This is a genomic window from Modestobacter sp. VKM Ac-2985, from assembly GCF_026967925.1.
GTDB lineage: Bacteria > Actinomycetota > Actinomycetes > Mycobacteriales > Geodermatophilaceae > Modestobacter.
In genome coordinates this window covers 201,542-218,101 of the sequence record NZ_JAPVBI010000003.1, presented here as the reverse complement: position 1 = coordinate 218,101, position 16,560 = coordinate 201,542, and the positions used below count along the sequence as shown (strand labels likewise).

At 75.7% G+C, this 16,560-nt stretch carries 16 protein-coding genes and 1 pseudogene; 11 read left to right on the top strand and 6 right to left on the bottom strand.

Going from position 1 to position 16,560, the window contains the following annotated elements; all coding sequences use genetic code 11:
* Window positions 1-203: 203 nt before the first annotated feature.
* From O2V61_RS17070 to O2V61_RS17050, 5 genes are all read left to right on the top strand, one after another.
* Window positions 204-1,877, top strand: a complete 1,674-nt coding sequence (locus O2V61_RS17070; RefSeq protein ID WP_269184463.1) for a DUF4389 domain-containing protein — start codon at window positions 204-206, stop codon at window positions 1,875-1,877.
* 127 nt (window positions 1,878-2,004) lie between these two features.
* A complete protein-coding gene (locus tag O2V61_RS17065; RefSeq protein ID WP_269184462.1) occupies window positions 2,005-2,997 on the top strand; it encodes a universal stress protein in 993 nt (330 codons plus the stop codon).
* A 361-nt stretch (window positions 2,998-3,358) separates the two neighbouring features.
* Complete coding sequence (locus O2V61_RS17060; RefSeq protein WP_269184461.1) at window positions 3,359-3,670, top strand: hypothetical protein; 312 nt, start codon at window positions 3,359-3,361, stop codon at window positions 3,668-3,670.
* A gap of 151 nt (window positions 3,671-3,821) precedes the next feature.
* Window positions 3,822-4,112 (top strand): hypothetical protein, encoded by a 291-nt coding sequence (locus O2V61_RS17055; protein WP_269184460.1) that lies wholly within the window; start codon window positions 3,822-3,824, stop codon window positions 4,110-4,112.
* Window positions 4,109-4,534 (top strand): DUF302 domain-containing protein, encoded by a 426-nt coding sequence (locus O2V61_RS17050; protein ID WP_269184459.1) that lies wholly within the window; start codon window positions 4,109-4,111, stop codon window positions 4,532-4,534. The genes O2V61_RS17055 and O2V61_RS17050 overlap by 4 nt, the downstream gene beginning before the upstream one ends.
* A 57-nt stretch (window positions 4,535-4,591) precedes the next feature.
* Here the strand turns inward: O2V61_RS17050 and O2V61_RS17045 are convergent.
* The 3 genes and pseudogenes from O2V61_RS17045 to O2V61_RS17035 form a co-directional block, all read right to left on the bottom strand.
* A pseudogene (locus O2V61_RS17045) lies at window positions 4,592-4,960 on the bottom strand (phosphatase PAP2 family protein); the annotation flags it as partial.
* Between the two features lie 194 nt (window positions 4,961-5,154).
* Window positions 5,155-6,216 carry a lysylphosphatidylglycerol synthase transmembrane domain-containing protein gene (locus O2V61_RS17040; protein ID WP_269184458.1) on the bottom strand — a complete coding sequence of 354 codons (1,062 nt, stop codon included), beginning with the start codon at window positions 6,214-6,216 and terminating at the stop codon, window positions 5,155-5,157.
* Window positions 6,213-8,633, bottom strand: a complete 2,421-nt coding sequence (locus O2V61_RS17035; RefSeq protein ID WP_269184457.1) for a phosphatase PAP2 family protein — start codon at window positions 8,631-8,633, stop codon at window positions 6,213-6,215. The genes O2V61_RS17040 and O2V61_RS17035 overlap by 4 nt, the downstream gene beginning before the upstream one ends.
* Window positions 8,634-8,879: 246 nt before the next feature.
* On the opposite strand from O2V61_RS17035, the gene O2V61_RS17030 reads away from it, so the two are divergent.
* The 6 genes from O2V61_RS17030 to O2V61_RS17005 all read left to right on the top strand — a co-directional run bounded on the left by O2V61_RS17030 (window position 8,880) and on the right by O2V61_RS17005 (window position 13,761).
* Window positions 8,880-10,568, top strand: coding sequence for a hypothetical protein (locus tag O2V61_RS17030; protein ID WP_269184456.1), 1,689 nt, complete (start codon window positions 8,880-8,882; stop codon window positions 10,566-10,568).
* A 111-nt stretch (window positions 10,569-10,679) separates the two neighbouring features.
* Window positions 10,680-11,249 carry a hypothetical protein gene (locus O2V61_RS17025; RefSeq protein ID WP_269184455.1) on the top strand — a complete coding sequence of 190 codons (570 nt, stop codon included), beginning with the start codon at window positions 10,680-10,682 and terminating at the stop codon, window positions 11,247-11,249.
* Window positions 11,246-12,775, top strand: a complete 1,530-nt coding sequence (locus O2V61_RS17020; protein WP_269184454.1) for an FAD-dependent monooxygenase — start codon at window positions 11,246-11,248, stop codon at window positions 12,773-12,775. The genes O2V61_RS17025 and O2V61_RS17020 overlap by 4 nt, the downstream gene beginning before the upstream one ends.
* Window positions 12,776-12,912: 137 nt before the next feature.
* Entirely contained in the window at window positions 12,913-13,035 is a 123-nt protein-coding gene (locus O2V61_RS17015) for a hypothetical protein (RefSeq protein ID WP_269184453.1), read from the top strand.
* A gap of 12 nt (window positions 13,036-13,047) precedes the next feature.
* Window positions 13,048-13,194, top strand: a complete 147-nt coding sequence (locus tag O2V61_RS17010; protein ID WP_269184452.1) for a hypothetical protein — start codon at window positions 13,048-13,050, stop codon at window positions 13,192-13,194.
* Between the two features lie 132 nt (window positions 13,195-13,326).
* Entirely contained in the window at window positions 13,327-13,761 is a 435-nt protein-coding gene (locus O2V61_RS17005) for a hypothetical protein (RefSeq protein ID WP_269184451.1), read from the top strand.
* Between the two features lie 9 nt (window positions 13,762-13,770).
* Here the strand turns inward: O2V61_RS17005 and O2V61_RS17000 are convergent, their stop codons facing one another.
* The 3 genes from O2V61_RS17000 to O2V61_RS16990 form a co-directional block, all read right to left on the bottom strand.
* Window positions 13,771-14,547 carry a sulfite exporter TauE/SafE family protein gene (locus O2V61_RS17000; RefSeq protein WP_269184450.1) on the bottom strand — a complete coding sequence of 259 codons (777 nt, stop codon included), beginning with the start codon at window positions 14,545-14,547 and terminating at the stop codon, window positions 13,771-13,773.
* A gap of 268 nt (window positions 14,548-14,815) precedes the next feature.
* Window positions 14,816-16,189 carry an MBL fold metallo-hydrolase gene (locus tag O2V61_RS16995; protein ID WP_269184449.1) on the bottom strand — a complete coding sequence of 458 codons (1,374 nt, stop codon included), beginning with the start codon at window positions 16,187-16,189 and terminating at the stop codon, window positions 14,816-14,818.
* Between the two features lie 70 nt (window positions 16,190-16,259).
* The gene (locus O2V61_RS16990; RefSeq protein ID WP_269184448.1) at window positions 16,260-16,526 is read right to left on the bottom strand and encodes a metal-sensitive transcriptional regulator; all 267 of its coding nucleotides are present in this window, start codon (window positions 16,524-16,526) and stop codon (window positions 16,260-16,262) included.
* Between the last annotated feature and the right edge of the window lie 34 nt (window positions 16,527-16,560).

The window sequence follows — 16,560 nt, the reverse complement described above, 5'->3', positions numbered from 1 at the left end:
GGCGTGTCCCGGAGGCAGGAGGCCGACGTCCCGGGCGCGGCGCGGAAGGTCCTCCGGGTACTGGTCACCGGTCGACCTGTGACCCCGCTGGGCAGCGACCAAGGTCCGTGTCGCACGGCCGGGGGCCGGCGACACGCTCGACCCGACCCCGCCGGCGGCCGTCGCGACCGCACGGACGAGGCGGGCGGCCGAGGAGGCCCGCGGTGACCGAAGAGCACACGCCGTACCCCGTGCGCGTCGACGCAGCGCTGGACACACCGGTGAGTCGCTGGCTGTGGCTGGTCAAGTGGCTGCTGCTCATCCCGCACGCCGTCGTCCTGGTGTTCCTGTGGGCCGCGTTCCTCGTCGTGTCGGTGATCGCCTTCGTCGCCATCCTGGTCACCGGCCGCTACCCGCGGGCGCTGTTCGACTTCAACGTCGGCGTCCTGCGGTGGAGCTGGCGGGTGCAGTACTACGGCTACGCGGCGCTGGGTACCGACCGGTACCCGCCGTTCACGCTCGCCGACGTCCCCGACTACCCGGCCCGGCTGCACGTGCCCCACCCCGAGCGGCTCTCCCGGGGACTGGTGCTGGTCAAGTGGTGGCTGCTGGCGCTGCCGCACTACCTGGTCGTCGCGGTGTTCGCCGGCGGCGGCCTGTGGCTGAGCACCTGGCCCCGCGACGGCGGGAACGACGACGGCTGGGCGTTCGGCGGGCTGATCGGTCTGCTGGTGCTGGTCGCCGCCGTCGTGCTGCTGTTCACCGGGCGCTACCCGCGGCAGGTCTGGGACTTCGTCCTGGGCATGGACCGCTGGGTCCTGCGGGTGGCGGCCTACGCCGCGTTGATGACCGACCGCTACCCGCCGTTCCGGCTGGACATGGGCGGCACCGACCCGGGCTCGCCGGTCCTCGGCCCGCCGCCCGGCCCTGCCAGGACGGGACAAGACGTCGGGACGACCGCCGTGCCGTCCGGCCCGGTGCCGGCCGCGACCGGCTCGACCGCGACCGATCCGGTCACCCACGGCATGGGGGACGACTCCGCGCACAGCCGGTGGACCGGCGGGAAGGTGGTGGCGCTCGTCCTCGGTGCGGTCCTGGTCCTGGCCTCCACCGGGCCGCTGACGGCCGGTGCGGCCCTGCTGTGGGCCGACCGCACCCAGCGGGACGGCGGCTGGCTGACCAGCCCGACGGTCGAGGCGTCCACTGCCCGGCACGCCCTGGTGAGCGAGGACCTCCAGCTGCACACCGAGGGCGCCGACTGGGTGCTCGACGAGGTGCTGGGGCGCGTCCGGCTCGAGGCGACGCCGCTGGACGGCGAGGAGGTCTTCGTGGGCGTCGCGCCGAGTGCCGCGGTCGCCGAGTACCTCGGTGGGGTCGGGCGGACCCAGGTGCAGGAACTGGGCGCCGGGCCGGACCGCTGGGGCTGGGGATGGGGTTGGGACGACGACCCGGTGACCGGCGACCGGATGGACCCAGCGGCGTTGCGTGACCTGCCGGGCGGGCCACCGGCCGGCGATCCGGGCGAGGTCGGCATCTGGGCGGCGTCGGCCGCGGGGACCGGCACCCAGGTGCTGGAGTGGGTGCCCTCGGACGGCGACTGGACCGTGGTCGTCATGCCCACCGACGGCTCGGCCGGGATGTCGGTCGACCTGGCCCTGGCGGCGACAGCGCCGGCGCTGCCCTGGGTGGCCGGTGGTCTGCTGGCGACCGGGGTGGTGCTGCTGGCCGGTGGTGTCCTGCTGATCGCGCTGGCGGTGCACCGGGCGCAGGCACGGCCGGCGCCCCCGGCTCCCGGTGGCCCTCCGGCACCGCCGGCCGGACCGGGGCCGGCCCCGGCCGGCACCCGGCCCACCCCGAGCGGCGACCCGAGCCTGACGCCGTCCGGCGGGCCGAGGTGAGCCGGCCCGGGGGGACCTACGTCCCCGTCGCCGGGGACCTGTGGACGTCCACGCCGGGCCGGGCTCCCGGCCACCCTGGCACCCGACCCGGCGGGCGCAGCCCGGCATCGACCAGGAGGAGGCCGTCGTGGACGACGGGACCGAGCTGACCGACCGACCGGGACCCGACCCGGCAGCCGGGGTGCACCCGCGGGTGGTCGTCGGCGTCGACGGGTCGGCCGGCTCGACGGCCGCGCTGGCCTGGGCGCTGGCGTCCGCGGCGAGGACCGGCGCGACGCTGGAGGTGGTCTCGGCGTTCCCCGTCGACTTCTACTGGACCGATCCGTACCTGCTGGACCGGGGGCGGATCGAGGCGCTCCGGTCCGACACCGAGGCACGCACGCGGGAACTGGTGGACACGGTCCGGCGTGAGCCGGCCGTGGCGGCGGTGCCCGGCACCTCCTCGGTCGCCGTCGAGGTCGTCGTCGTCCCGGGCGCGGCTGCCGAGCACCTCGTCCAGATCGCCGACGGTGCCCGGCAGCTGGTGGTCGGCAGCCGGGGCCGGGGCGGCGTGCGCAGCACCCTGCTCGGGTCGGTCGCGCTGCACTGCTCGACGCACGCCAGCTGCCCGGTCGTCGTGGTGCACCGGCCGGAGGCGGTGGAGACCCGTCCGCGGGTGGTGGTCGGGGTGGACGGCTCCGTGGCGTCGCGGGCAGCGCTGGTGGAGGCGGTCGCGACGGCTGCGCAGACCGGTGCCGAGGTCGAGGTCGTGGCGGCCTTCCAGCTGCCGGACCACTGGAGCGAGATGTACGTCGTCCTGGCCCAGTCGTTCCAGGGACTCCGGGACGCGACACGGCGCAGGGCCGAGGAGGAGGTCGCCGAGGTGCTGGGTGACCAGCCGGCCGTCTCCGCCCACGTGGTCACGGTCGAGGGGCCGGCGGGGGACGCACTCGTCCAGCGGGCGGCAGGCGCGGGGCTGCTCGTGGTGGGCAGCCGGAGCCGCAGCCGCCTGCCCGGGATGGTGCTCGGGTCCGCCGCGCTGCACTGCGTCGTCCACGCCCGGTGCCCGGTCATGGTCGTCCACCCGCCCGCGGAGGCGCGTCGGGACCCGGGGACGGCGACGCTGGCCGCCGCGCACTGATCGCCCCGGTCCGTCGCAGGAGGAGGAGCCGGCATGCAGGCATGGGTGGTCGACCGTCCCGGGCCGATGGAGGCCGGGCCGCTGCGCCGGGTCGAGCGGGCCGAGCCCGGCCCCGGCCGCGAGCGACCTGCCGGTTCTGCCGTCGCGGCGCGGCGAACCTCTGCGTGCACCCGGAGTTCACCGGGTGGGACCTGGACGGCGGGTTCGCCGACAGCTGCCTCGTCGACGAGCGGTTCGCCTACCGGCTGCCCGAGGCGCTGACCGACGAGCAGGCCGCGCCACTGCTCTGTGCGGGGACCATCGGGTACCGGGCGCTGCGCAGCGCCCGGCGGACGCGCCACCGGAGCCGCTGGACGGCGCCGTGCTCTTCACCCCGGCCAGTGAGCTGGTCCGGGTCGCGCTGCGCGCGCTGGACCGCGGCGGGACCCTCGCGGTGGCCGGGATCTGGCTGTCGGCCGTCCCGGCGCTCGACTACGCGACCGCGCTGTTCCAGGAGCGCCGGCTGCGCAGCGCCACCGCGAACACCCGCCGGGACGGCGAGGAGTTCCTGCAGCTGGCGGTGCGGCTCGGCGTGCACGCCACGACCGTGGGCTACCCGATGGCGCAGGCGCAGGTCGTGCTGGCGGACCTGGCCGACGGCCGGTTCAGCGGCGCCGCCGTCCTGCACGCTTGAGCGGCGGGGCCGGGTCCGGCCACCGGCCGACGCCCCGGCGTGCCCATCGGCGGCCGGGGCAGGGACCAAGGGCCGTGTGCGGAGGGCCGGATCCGCAGGAGGGTCGAACCGGGCGCGGGCCCTCGCGTCCGACGGCGACGGAGGAGGACCGATGAGGACCAGGAGAACGGCGAGGAGTGCACCGTGCCCGGGATCGGCGTCCGTGCAGGGGGTGGCGGCCCAGCGGGTGGCCACCGGCGCCGCGGCGGCGGGCGCGTTGGCGGCCGGCTCGTTCGCGCTGGGGGCGCTGACCGTGGGTGCCCTGACGATCGGCCTGGTCCGCGTCGGTCGGCTGACGGTGCGGCGTGCCGACATCCGCGACCTGCGGGTGGCCCGGCTGGAGATCGGGGAGCTGGTCCGCCCCGCTGCCGCGGAGGACGGCTCGGCAGAGGTGCAGTGGTGACCGAGGACGCCGGTGCGATGCGCACCACGGGTTTCGGGATGGGCGTCCGGGTGGACGTCCCGTTCGCGGACGCCGTCGAGCGCACCCGCGCCGCGCTCGCCGATCAGGGGTTCGGGGTGCTGACCGAGATCGACATCGCGGCCACGCTGCAGGCCAAACTGGGGGTGGAGCTGCCGCCGCAGCTGGTCCTGGGTGCCTGCAACCCGGGGCTGGCGCACCAAGGGCTGCAGATCGAGCCAGACCTCGGCCTGCTGCTGCCCTGCAACGTCGTCGTCCGGTCACTCCCGGACGGCGGGACGCTGGTGTCCACGCTGGAGCCGGCGGTGATGGTGGGGGTCACCGGGCAGGCGGAGCTGCAGCCGATGGCCGCGGAGGCCCGGGACCGGCTCCGGGCAGCCCTGCACACGATCGCCGCGGGCTGATCCTGACCTCGCCCCGGCGGTGTCCGGTACGCCGACCACCAGTTGGAGCAGGGCGCCGATCGTCACGCCGGCGGCCGCCCCACCGACGACGTCCAGCGGCGCGTGACCACCCAGGTACACCCGGGCGACGCCGTTGAGCACCGCGAGCGCCAGGACGACGGCCTGCCAGCGCCGGCGCAGGTACGGCGCGAGCAGCACGACGACGCCGAAGGCGACGACCGCGTGCCCGGAGGGGAACGACAGCCCCGCCGAGGGCACGTCCCGCAGCACTGCGCCCGGGATGGTGGTGCCCGGACGTTCCCGCTGGACCAGGGCCTTGAGCACGCCGTGCTCGACCAGCAGCTTCACCGGCACCAGGGCGGCCAGCGCGAGCACCAGCCGCCAGCGGCGCAGCACCGCTGCCGGCACGGCGACCAGCAGCGGCATGCCGAGCACGCCCAGCAGCTGGAAGCCGTACAGCGGGGCCTGCCAGGCGTCCGGCCAGCCGTTGACGAACCGGAACACCGCCAGCTCGGTCCCGCCGACCCGACCGGACGCCACCGCCCCGCAGCACACCGCGGTCACGGCCAGGGACACGGCGGCGGTCGCGGCGTCCCGTCGCCGGCGGCGGACGCGCGGCGTCACCGGGTCGACAACGCCGGCTCGCTCGCGGGGCCGTGCGGCAGGCCGACCCCCTGCCGCCACAGCGCCCAGGCGACCACGCCGGAGGGGATCGGCAGGAACCAGGTGAGGAACCGGAACAGCAGCACGGCACCGGTCGCCGCGGCGGCGCCCACGCCCACCGCGGTGAGGCCGGCGACGTAGCTGAGCTCGGCCACCCCCAGCGCTCCCGGGGTCACCGGCACCAGGGTGACCAGCCGGGTCAGCGCGAAGACGGCCAGCACCCGGGCCCATGAGACGTCTGCGCCGGTGCCGCCGACACAGCGCAGCGTGGTCAGCAGCACCAGGAACAGCGCGGCGTGGCTGCCGACCGCAGCGAGGGTGAGGGCCGCCCAGCGCCGCTGCAGCAGCGTCCTGGACTCGGCCCGGAACCGGTCGACCCGTTCGACCCAGCCGCGGGGCGCCGGGTACCGGAGCCGGCCCGAGCACCGCTGGGCCACCCGTTCGGCAGCACGGGACAGCCTGATCGCGGCACCGCGGTGCACCAGGACGGCCGACAACAGGCCGATGGCCAGCACCAGCACGACGCTGCCCAGCACCGCGGCGACCGCCAGCCCACGGTTCGCGTCGCCGGTGAGCGCCAGGGCCACCAGCGCCACGACCGGCGTCCCGAGCTTGACGAAGTTGTTCCAGATGCCGGTCACGACCACGGCCCGGGTGATGGCCGCGGGTGGGTGGCCGAAGGAGTGGTGCATCGCCGCCGTCGTCCCCACGCCGAAGGCGAACCCGGCCGGCACCGTGTTGCTGATGGCGGTGGACGCCTGGTCGGTGAGGACCGCCCGCCACCAGCCGAGGCCGGGCAGCGCGATCGCCCACAGCGGCGCGTAGGAGACCAGGTTGACCAGGGCCACCGCCAGCAGCAGCGTCGTCTCCCGCCAGGTCAGGTCCTGCACGAGGGACCAGGCCGCCGAGTAGTCCCCGATGCGGGGGAGCACGCCGGCGAAGACGACGACGACCACCAGCAGGCTCAGCGTCACCCGCGCCGCCGGGCCGGTGAGGGCCCGCCGGAGGCCGCTGGTCACCGGAGGCCGTGCCGTTGGACGGCGCCGATCAGCAGCGCCCCGCCGCCGACCGGCAACCAGAACGTGAGCAGCCGGTAGAGGAGGACGGCGGCGCAGGCATCGGCCAGCGGGGCGCCGAGCGCGGTGAGCGCGAGGAGGAGGAGGAGCACCTCCCCGGCGCCCGGCAGGGACAGCTCGGGGACCAGGACCCAGAGCAGCCGCACCACGGCGTACAGCATGGTGCTGGCCAGCAGCGGCACGTCGGCGCCGACCGCGTGCAGCGCGGCGGCCAGCGCAGCTCCCTCCCAGGCGATGCCGGCCGCCGACCAGCCCGTCAGGGCGGCCCAGCGGACCGCGTCGGCGGCGCGGTCGGATGGGTGGGGCACCCCGCTGGCCAGCAGGCGCGGCCCGGGCGCCGACCGGACGCCGTGCCGGGTCAGCAGCTGCCCGACGGCCACCAGCAGCAACGCCCCGGCGCCGACCAGCACCACCGGGAGCGAGGACTCCGGCGCCCGCCAGTCCGGCATCCGGCCCTGGACCAGGCCGAGCACCAGGGCGGTGCCGGCGACCAGCACCGACCCGAGCACCGCACCCCGGGCCACCCGCACGGTCGCCTGCTCGGCAGTCGCGGTCAGCACGCCGGCGTCCTCGAGGAAACGGGCGGCGACCTGCCGGCCACCGGGGCGGCCGCGCAGCACGCTGGCGCAGTCGGTCGACATGGTGGCGCCGAAGGCCCGGCCGAGGGCGATCCGCCGTTCCACGCTGACCAGCACCGCGGCCGCCCCCGCGACCCGGCCCAGCAGGGCGAACGCCAGCGCCCCGCCCAGCCACCGCCACCCGCCGCGCTCGACGGACTCGAACACCCCCGTCGGGCCCGCGATGGCGGTCAACCCGACGAAGACCACGACCGCCGAGCCGACCGCCGCGAGCCGCGCCGGGGCGCTCACCCGCAGGGCGCCGGGACGGTCGGGGTCCGGCAGGCCGAGATGGGAGCGCACGGCTGCCCGCAGCTCGGCCAGCCCGGTGCCCTGCCGGTGCAGCCGGTCCCGGGTCGCGGCCGACAGGGACAGCCAGGTCAGACCGGGCAGTGCACCGGCCACCGCGTCGGCGCCGAGGCCGGACACCGCGGCGTGGACCAGCACCGCGACGTCCGTGGTGCCCGCCAGCGAGGCGAGCAGCTCGGCGACGTCACCGGCCAGCGCGTCGGCGTCGGCACCGACCTGGGCGTTGCCGAAGTCCAGCAGCCACGGCTGCCCGTCCGGGTCGACCAGGACGCTGGCGGCGACCAGGTCGTGGTGGGCGATCCGGGCCCGGTGCAGCAGCGCCACCTGCTCCCACACCCGGCGTAGCAGCTCCGGGGTCAGCTCGGTGGGCGGGAGCTCGTCCAGCGGCCGGCCGGGGAGCAGGTCCTGCACCACCACCGCCCCCCGCTCGTCGCCGCGGGCCAGCAGCACGGCCGGCACCTGGACGCCCCGCTGCCGAGCGGTCAGTGCGGCCACCGCCTCGTGCTCGGCCTGCTGCCCGAGCGGGGCCAGCGCATCGGCGTCCTTGACGTCCCGGACCGCCACCCAGCGCGCCACCCGGTACAGCCAGTCCCGTTCGTAGCGGTCGGGGTCCAGCACCTTCACGAAGACCGGGCGGCCCTCGGACCGGCCGGTGAAGGGATGGGAGCTCATCGCGCGCACACCGGCGGGACGCAGGTCGTCCACCGGGCGCCCGAAGCGGGACAGCAGCGCCACCACCCGGTCCACCTGCGGCTCCCAGCGGGGAACCCCGAACAGCCAGTGCACCAGCGAGCCGATGGCCCAGCCGGCGGCGAGCCCACCCAGGACGTCCAGCGGCAGGTGCGCGCCGACGTGGATGCGGGCCAGCCCCACCGTCCAGGCCAGCACCCACACCACCCGTCGGGAGCGCCGGGAGAGGTGCGGAGCGGCCGCGGTGGCCAGGGCGGCCGCCACGGCGGAGTGCCCGGAGATGAAGCCCAGGCCGGTCACCTGCTCGTTGAGCACGTCGCCCACCGGCAGCCCGATCGGCCGCTCGCGTTGCACGATGCCCTTCACTTGGTCCGCGACCAGGTAGGCCAGGGCGCCGGAGACGGCCAGGTCGCGGGCCAGCCGGAACCGCCGGGCCAGTGCGGCGACCGCCGCCAGGGTCGGCACCGCGACGACGTTGCCCAGCTGCATGACCAGCCAGACCACCGGCATCAAGAGCGTGGGCAGGTCGTTGACGAGCCGGAAGAGGTCGCGTTCGACCAGCGAGATCTCACCCCGCCGGGCGATCAGGAAGCCGATCCCCAGCACCGCGAGCCCGAGCCCGACCCGCACCAGGTCCCCGGCGTGCCGGTGCGCCCGCAGAGGAGCAGGTGCAGGTGGCGGGGTGGTGGCAGGTGGGGTGTCCAGGGAAGACGGCCGGCGGCGGGTGAGCACGCGGACGTCCATGCCCCCAGTCCACCGCGCCCGGACGATTGTCAGCAGGGTCTTCCGGCCCGGTTACCGGGCCCGTGGTCCTGCGGACCGGGGTGGCCGGCCGGACGGACGGCGGGGCGGGGCGGTCCGGGACGACCAGCCAGGACGGGACGAAGGTCCCGGTGCCTGGGGGCCCGGGACACGTCTCTTCCGGGGCGCCCGACCGCAGGATGGCGACCGGAGCCCCGGCGGGACGGCCCGGACGGTGGAGGAGGGGGCGTGGCGGCGGTGGAGTGGCGGGCGCTGGTCGAGCCGGCCGACGCGCGACGCCCCGGCTGGCCCGTGGGTGCTGGCGCACGACGCCCCTCGGGAGCCGACCGGCTGGACCGGGTACGGATCCCCCGGGCGGTGTGGTCCTGGCTGGCGGTCCTGGTGGTCTCGGTCGCCGCGCTGTGGGTGCTGACCGCCCTGGCAGACCGGTTCCCGGCCGTGCAGGCGTTCGACCGGACGGTCCGCGACCTGCTGACCCCCGAAGGGCGTCGGCCCGGGCAGCCGTGGCTGGCGGTGGACCACGTCGTCCTGGCCGCCGGCCCCCGGGTGATCTGGGTGCCCGCCGCCCTCGTGCTGGTGTGGGCCCAGCGGTGGCGGCACCTCCTCGTCTACCTGGGCACCATCAGCGTCGTCTCGGCGATCGCCGTCGTGGCCGGCCAGGACACCCGGTGGGCGAGGGCGGTGCGCGCCGGCCTCACCGGTTCACCGCAGGACCTGGTCCTCCCGGCCTGGCCGCTGCTGGTGCTGGCCGCCGTCTCGGTCGCCACCGTCACCGCCCTGGTACCGCCCGGCCGGGCCCGGCGCTGGGCGTGGACCGGGGCCGCCGGGCTCGTGGTGCTCATGGCGGCCGGCCGGGTGGCGCTGGGGCTGGACACCGCCACCGCCGCGGCGCTCAGCACCGTGGCGGGCGGCAGCGCTGCCGGGCTCGCCTCCCGGGTGCTGGCGCCCGAGCACGCCTTCCCGATCACCTACCGGCGTGAGGTGAAGGCACACCTCACGCTGGACGCCGACCGCACCCGCCGGGTGCTCACCGCAGTCCGCGACCAGCTGGGCGTGGCCGTCGACGAGCTGACCCCCTACCGGCTGGACGGGTCGGCCGGCTCCACCCCGTGCCGGCTGCGGCTGGTGCACGGGCCGCCGCGGTACCTGTTCGGCAAGCTCTACTCGACCACCCACCTGCGGTCGGACCGCTGGTACAAGTTCGCCCGGGTGCTGCTCTACGGCCGGCTGGAGGACGAGGCACCGTTCACCTCGGTGCGGAGGCTGGTCGAGCACGAGGACTACATGGGCCGGCTGCTGCGCGACGGCGGGGTGCAGGTGCCCGAGCCGGTCGGTGTCGTGGAGGTCCGGCCGGGCCAGGAGTACCTGCTGGTCACCGAACTCGTCCCGGACGCCGTCGAGGTGCTCGAGTCCGGCGTCCCGGACGCGGTCGTGGACGATGCGCTGCGCCAGGTCCGGCAGATGTGGGCGGTCGGCGCGGCACATCGGGACGTCAAGCCCTCCAACGTGCTGGCACAGGGCACCCGGGTCTTCCTGGTCGACGTCTCCTTCGGGGAGCTGCGTCCCTCGCGCTGGCGGCAGTCGGTCGACCTGGCCAACATGCTGCTCACGCTCGGGGTGGTCGCCGGGCCGCACCGCGTCCTGGACCGGGCCGCCGCCCTGTTCTCACCCGACGAGCTCGCCGAGGCGTTCGCGGTGACCGGTTCGGTGACCGTGCCGCGCCAGCTGCAGCGGCTGATCCGGGAGAGCGGCCGGGACCTGGTCGGGGAGTTCCGCGCGTTGCTGCTCCCACGGCCACGGATCAGCGTCCAGCGCTGGAGCCTGAGCCGGGTGCTGCTGGCCCTGTCGACCGCGGGTGGGCTGCTGGTGCTGACGGCGCTGGTCGCGCTCAACCTGCGGGCCGGTGGCCTGCTCTGACCCGGCGCATCCGGGCCGGAGGTCCCGGGACGAGGTGCCGCACGGCACCGGCCCAGGGCGCGCCCTCCGGTCACGGTGGGGGAGAGGGCCCACGCACCGGAGGAGGACGCCATGGAGGAACGGCCGCCGTTGCCACCCGCTGAGGCCTGGCGCGCGGTCGCCCGCTGCGTGCTGCGTTGCGGGGTCCTGCTGGCCCAGCGCCGGCTCCGGTTGCCCCGCCGGCACGTGGGCCTCCGCCTGCGGTTCGCCGACGGCACGACCGGCACCGTGTACCGGGAGACGCGGGTCGACCGGCTCGCCCCGGTCGACCCGTGCCTGCTGGTCGTGGAGTTCCGGCTGCGTGGCGTCCACGGGCCCCGGGCGCACGCGCTGTTCCGGGCCGAGAGCCTGCTGAACACCCCGTTGTTCGCCGGGTTCCCCGGTCTGGTGTCCAAGTTCTGGGTCGCCGCCGACGAGCACGACGTCTACCGGGGGGTGTACGAGTGGGACGGACCCGACCGGGCCGAGGCCTACGCCCGCGCACTGTGGCGGGTGCTGGCGCTGGTGAGCGTGCCGGGCTCGATCCACCACTGTGTCGTCCCCGGACTGCGCCGGGCCCAGGTGCTGGCCGACCCGGGTCTGCTCGGGGCCGGCACGCCGGGTGGCCGCGCCGACTGGTGGCGACTGGTCGATGCGGGATGAGCCCGCCGGTGGACGTGCTGGTGGTCGGCGCCGGGCCCACCGGCCTGGCCCTCGCGCTGCAGGCCGCGGCCCACGGTGCCCGGGTCCGGGTGGTGGACGCCCGGCTCCAGCCGCGCCGCCCGTCCCGGGCGATGATCGTGCACGCACGGACCCTGGAGGTGCTCCGGCCGCTGGGGGTCACCGCCGACCTGCTCGCCCGGGCCGACACCAGCCCTGCGGTCGAGCTGCATCTGGGCCGGTCGACGGTGCCGGTCCGGCTGGGTGACCTCGCCGTCCCGGACACCGCCTTCCCGCACCTGACCCTCCTGGGCCAGCAGCAGGTCGAGCGGGTGCTGGCCGCCGCCCTGGCCGACCGCGGCGTCCAGGTGGAGTGGGGGACGCCGCTGGGGACCGTCGCGGACGGGCCGGACGGCGTCGCCGCGGTGCTGCGGCGGGACGGCGGGAGCGAGGTCGTGCACTGCGCGGCCCTCGCCGGGTGCGACGGGGTCGACAGCACGGTGCGGGCCGTGGCCGGCATCGGTTGGCCCGGCGCCCGCGCCCGCCCCGAAGTCGTGCTGGCGGACGTGGACCTGGCGGGGGACCTGGCCGCGGGAACCGCGCACGTCGTCGTCGGCCGGGGCGGCCTGATGATGGTCGTCGCCCTGGGGGAGGGCGCGCCGTGGCGGATGATCGCCACCCGGGCTGCGTCGGACCGGCTCCCGCCGGGGACCGGTGGACCGCCGCTGCCCACCCGCGAACTGCAGGATCTGCTCGACGGGGCCGGGCTGTCGGCCCGGGTCACCGACGTGGCCTGGTCCAGCCGCATCGCCCTGCAGCACCGGTTGGCCACGGCCTACCGGGCCGGCCGGCTGTTCCTCGCCGGTGACGCCGCGCACGCCTGGTCCCCGGCCGGCGGGCAGGGGATGAACACCGGCATCCAGGACGCCACCGCGCTGGGCTGGCGGCTCGCGGCGGTCGCCACCAGCACCGCACCGGAGGTGCTGCTGGACTCCTACGAGGCCGAACGCCGTCCGGTCGCCGCCGCGATGCTGGCGCTCACCCGACTGCTCTTCTGGGGTGAGTCGGCGACCGACCCGGTGGCCGCGACACTGCGGGGCTCGCTGGCCCCACTGGCCGCGCCGCTGGCGCCGTGGGTGCTCGCCCGGCGCCGGCTCGTGGCACGGGGCTTCCGCGTGCTGGCCCAGCTGGACACCGGGTACCGGGGGAGCCCGCTGGCCCGGACAGGGAGCACCCCGCGGTCCGGCCGGCTGCGCCCGGGGGACCGGGTGCCGGACGCGTCGGTGAGGTGCCAGGGCAGGGACATGCGCCTGCACGAACTGCTCGCCCGGCCCGGGGTCCACCTGCTCCTCGACCGCGATGCCCCCGACCACGTCCCGTCGGTGGTCGGTCGGCTGGTGCACGTGCACCGGCTGGCCAGCAGCCCGGGCCGGGGGGTCGTCGCCGTCCGGCCCGACGGCCACGCCGGGTTCACCAGCGGCGCCGTCGACGCCGAGCTCAGCTGGTGGCTGGCCGCGGTCGGCGCCTGACGCTCGTCGGCCGCTGCTGTTCCGGAACGGGGTCCTTCGACCCCGGTGGAGTGGCCCCCGGGTACGGCACGGTGTGCCTCCCTGACCACGGTGACCGAGGGGCCGGCACGCGAGCCCGCTCCCAGGCAGGAGGAGCCATGGCAAGGTCCGTGCAGCTGCCCGTCGTCCTGCACCGCGGCCGGCGTCGGCCCGATCTCGCCGGCGACCTCGGCCAGCTCCTCTCCACGACGCCGTGCTCCCGCCGTCGGCTCACCGGCTAGGACCGCCTCCAAGTGGACAACCACCTGTCCTGGACGGAGTCGGAGCTGGAGGCGGCACTGGAGGCGCTGGAGCCCCCCGCGGTGCTCGCCGTCGTCCCGGCGGCGCCGGTGCACGAGCTGCCCGCTCTCGGCGGGGCGGACCGACGATCAGCCTCCTGACACACGGCTGACCGGACCAGCAGCTCGGGCACCTTCGGCCCTGCCCCGAACGACCTCCGGCCCGGTCGTGCACGCCGCGCCGCACCTAGCGTCTGCAGCGGAGGACCTGGACAGCTGCATCGAGGGGGCACCGTGACACAGGCAGGGCGGGCGCAGCTGGCGCAGGAGAGGACGAACCGGATCGGCTACCTCGTCGCCGTGCTGGTCAACGCTGCGGGGCTGGTGGTGCTGCACCTCTGGCCGGGCTGGCAGGAGTTCACCTTCCTCACCGATGACACCCGGTCGGTGCTCGGCATCGTGGACGCCGCGCTCATCGTGGGCATCGTGGTGAACGTCGTCCTGCTGCTCCGCAGCCCGGCATGGCCGACCGCGGCGGGATCCCTGGTCACCACCCTGGTCAGCCTGGCGGCGATGGTGCGGATCTGGCAGGTCTTCCCGTTCGACGTATCCGACACCTGGGAGACGGTGCTGCGGGTGGTGTTCGTCCTCGGCATCATCGGTGCCTGTCTGGGTGTCCTCGCGCTGCTGGTCTCCCTGCTGCGGATGCGCCAGCTCTCCGGACGCTGAACCGGCCGCTCAGCCGGCCATCAGCCCGGCGGCCAGCTGGACGGTGATCCCGCCGGCGAACAGGAGGACCAGCCCGGCGAACCAGCGGCGGAGCCGCGCGGTGTCGAGCCGGCTGCCGAGCCGGGCCGTCAGCAGTGTGGCGGCGACGGCCACCGCGGTGAAGGTGAGGGTGACCGGCAGGTCGAGGTCGACCTCGCCGGCGTGGGCGGCGAAACCCGCGGCGGAGTTGACCGCCACGATCAGCAGCGACGTACCGATGGCCGTGGTCATCGGGAGCCCCAGGGCGATCACGAGCACCGGGATGACCAGGAAGCCGCCGCCCACCCCGAGCAGGCCGGTGAGGAAGCCGACGGCCAGGCCCCCGGCCAGCGTCCGGGGCAGGCACCGCCGCCAGTTCACCGTGCCGCCGACGGTGGAGCAGGCCGACCCGGTGTCCGGCCGGTTCTGCAGCATGCGTACGCCGGCGGCCGCCATCAGTGCCGCGAACAGGGCCAGGACGACGTCGTCGGGCAGCAGCCGGTTCACCGCCGCACCGGCGAAGGCGGTCGCCGCGCCCGCCGCACCGAACAGCGCCCCGATCCGCCAGGCAATCTGCCCGGCCCGCAGCCGGGGTGCCAGGGCCACCAGCGCGGTCACGCCCACGACCAGCAGAGAGGTGGCCACCGCCTGCTGCAGCGGTTGCCCGACGGCGTAGACGAGGCCGGGGACGGCCAGCACCGAGCCGCCACCGCCGAGCAGACCGATGAGGGCCCCGATGACCAGACCCAGGCCGATGGCCGCGATCATCGGTCCGCCGGGCGGCAGGTCACCGGCGGCCGAAGATCCGGCTGAGCCGTCCGGCGGACCGTTCGGGCCGTGGGTGCCCCGGGCACCGCTGGACCGATGGCACGCCGGCCATGACCTGGTCGACGTGCTGGCCGCAACCGGCCCAGGTGGTCTTGCCACAGGTGCTGCACGTGGTCGCTCGACACATGGAGTTCTCCTTCGTCGGGGTGTGGGTGATCGGGCCGGCTGCCACCGGGAGGCAGGGGGTCCTCACCGGCGGCAGCCGGGCTCAGGTCGAGACCGGCTCGGCGTGCAGGCCGACGGCGGCCGCACCGGTCTCGGGGTCGGCGTAGCCGCCGTCGACCAGCACTGGCCGGCGACCCGCGCGAGCCAGCAGGGAGGCGGCGATGGACGCCCGGTAGCCGGACCCGCAGTAGACCCACACCTCGCCGTCCGGCACCTCGGCGAGTCGGCTCAGCAGCTCGTGGACCGGCACGTGCAGCGAGCCGCGCACCCCGCCGCTCGCCCGCTCGTCGTCTCGGCGTGCGTCCAGCACGGTCACCGGTCCGGCGGCCAGGGCTGCGGCCAGTCCCGGGAAGTCACTGACCGGGTAGGACTCGAGCGCGCCGCCTGCGGACAGCTCCGCCGGGGTGCCGGTGGCGGCGCCGGCGAGGCGGTCGATGCCGATCCGCACCAGTTCCCGGCGGGCTTCGGTGATCTGCTCGACGGACTCGCCGAGCAGGGTCAGCGGCGCCCCCCAGTCGTAGAGCCAGCCGAGGTACGTGAGGAAGTTCGTGGACAGCTCGAAGGACAACGCACCGGGCAGGTGGCCGGCCGCGAACGCCGTGCGGTTCCGCAGGTCGACCACCCATTCCCCGGCGGCGAGCCGCCGGGCCAGCTCGGCCGGCTCGATGGTGCGGGGTACGGAGAGGTCCACCGGCGCGGGGCCCGCGGCGTTCGTCGGTCCCATGTGTGCGTAGTAGGCCGGGTACGCGCCGAGGCCGGCGATGAGCTCGTCGACGAAGGTCTGCTCGTCCTGGGTCAGCGCAGGGTTCACCCGGGCCTGCTCGCCGATGGTGGAGCTGGTCCCGCTGGTCGGGGTGGCGGAGCAGAAGCTGCCGAAGCCATGGGTCGGGAACACCGGGGTGCCGGCCGGCAGCTCGGCGGCCAGCCGGCGGACCGAGTGGTACTGGGCGTGGGTGAGCGCACTGGTGTGTGCGTCCCCGAGCAGGTCGGTCCGGCCGGTCGCACCGTAGAGCAGCGAGCCGCCGGTGAACACCGCCTGGACGGCCCCTCCGGAATCGGCCAGCACGTAGCTCACGTGGTGGTGGGTGTGGCCAGGGGTGTGCAGCACCCGCAGGCGGAGGGGCCCGGCGGTCAGCACGTCGCCGTCGGCAGCCGGGACCCGCTCGTAGGAGACGGTGTCCCCGGCCGGGACCACGTACTCAGCGCCCGTGGTGCGGGCCAGCTCCAGGCCCCCGGTGACGTAGTCGTTGTGCAGGTGGGTCTCCAGCACCAGGGCGATCTGTGCACCCCGGTCGGCGGCGAGTCTTTCGACCCGGTCGATGTCGCGCTGTGGGTCGATGACCACCGCGGTTCCCTGCGCGGTGACCAGGTAGCTGCGGTCACCGAGGCTCGAGGTCTCGATCACGTCGATCTGCACTGTGGTCCTCCTACGGTACGGGGTAGGGGTATCGATGGGTCGGCGACGGTGGCTCTGGGGTTGGCCGACGTCAGGCCAGTGACAGGAAGAGGCGCTCGAGCTCGCGCAGGTCGAGCTCGCGCTTCTCTCCGTCCTCGGTGGTGGAGCAGTGCCGCATCCCGGTCGAGACGACGGCGAAGCCGGCTTTGTTCAGGGCCTTCGACGCCGCGGCCAGCTGGGTCACGACGGCCGAGCAGTCCCGCCCGTCCTCGATCATCCGGACGATGCCGCCGATCTGCCCCTCGATGCGCCGCAAGCGCTTGACCACGTCCGCGAGCTCGCCCTGGGGGATGTCCACGAGTCGATGGTAGATACCCCGGGGGGTATCTGCA

What these genes read in the sequence shown, in the direction of transcription:
- O2V61_RS17055 (WP_269184460.1), top strand. Translation starts at nt 3,822, where the DNA reads ATGAGGACCAGGAGAACGGCGAGGAGTGCACCGTGCCCGGGATCGGCG.
- O2V61_RS17035 (WP_269184457.1), bottom strand. Translation starts at nt 8,633, where the DNA reads ATGGACGTCCGCGTGCTCACCCGCCGCCGGCCGTCTTCCCTGGACACC.
- O2V61_RS17025 (WP_269184455.1), top strand. Translation starts at nt 10,680, where the DNA reads ATGGAGGAACGGCCGCCGTTGCCACCCGCTGAGGCCTGGCGCGCGGTC.
- O2V61_RS17020 (WP_269184454.1), top strand. Translation starts at nt 11,246, where the DNA reads ATGAGCCCGCCGGTGGACGTGCTGGTGGTCGGCGCCGGGCCCACCGGC.
- O2V61_RS17015 (WP_269184453.1), top strand. Translation starts at nt 12,913, where the DNA reads ATGGCAAGGTCCGTGCAGCTGCCCGTCGTCCTGCACCGCGGCCGGCGT.
- O2V61_RS17000 (WP_269184450.1), bottom strand. Translation starts at nt 14,547, where the DNA reads ATGATCGCGGCCATCGGCCTGGGTCTGGTCATCGGGGCCCTCATCGGT.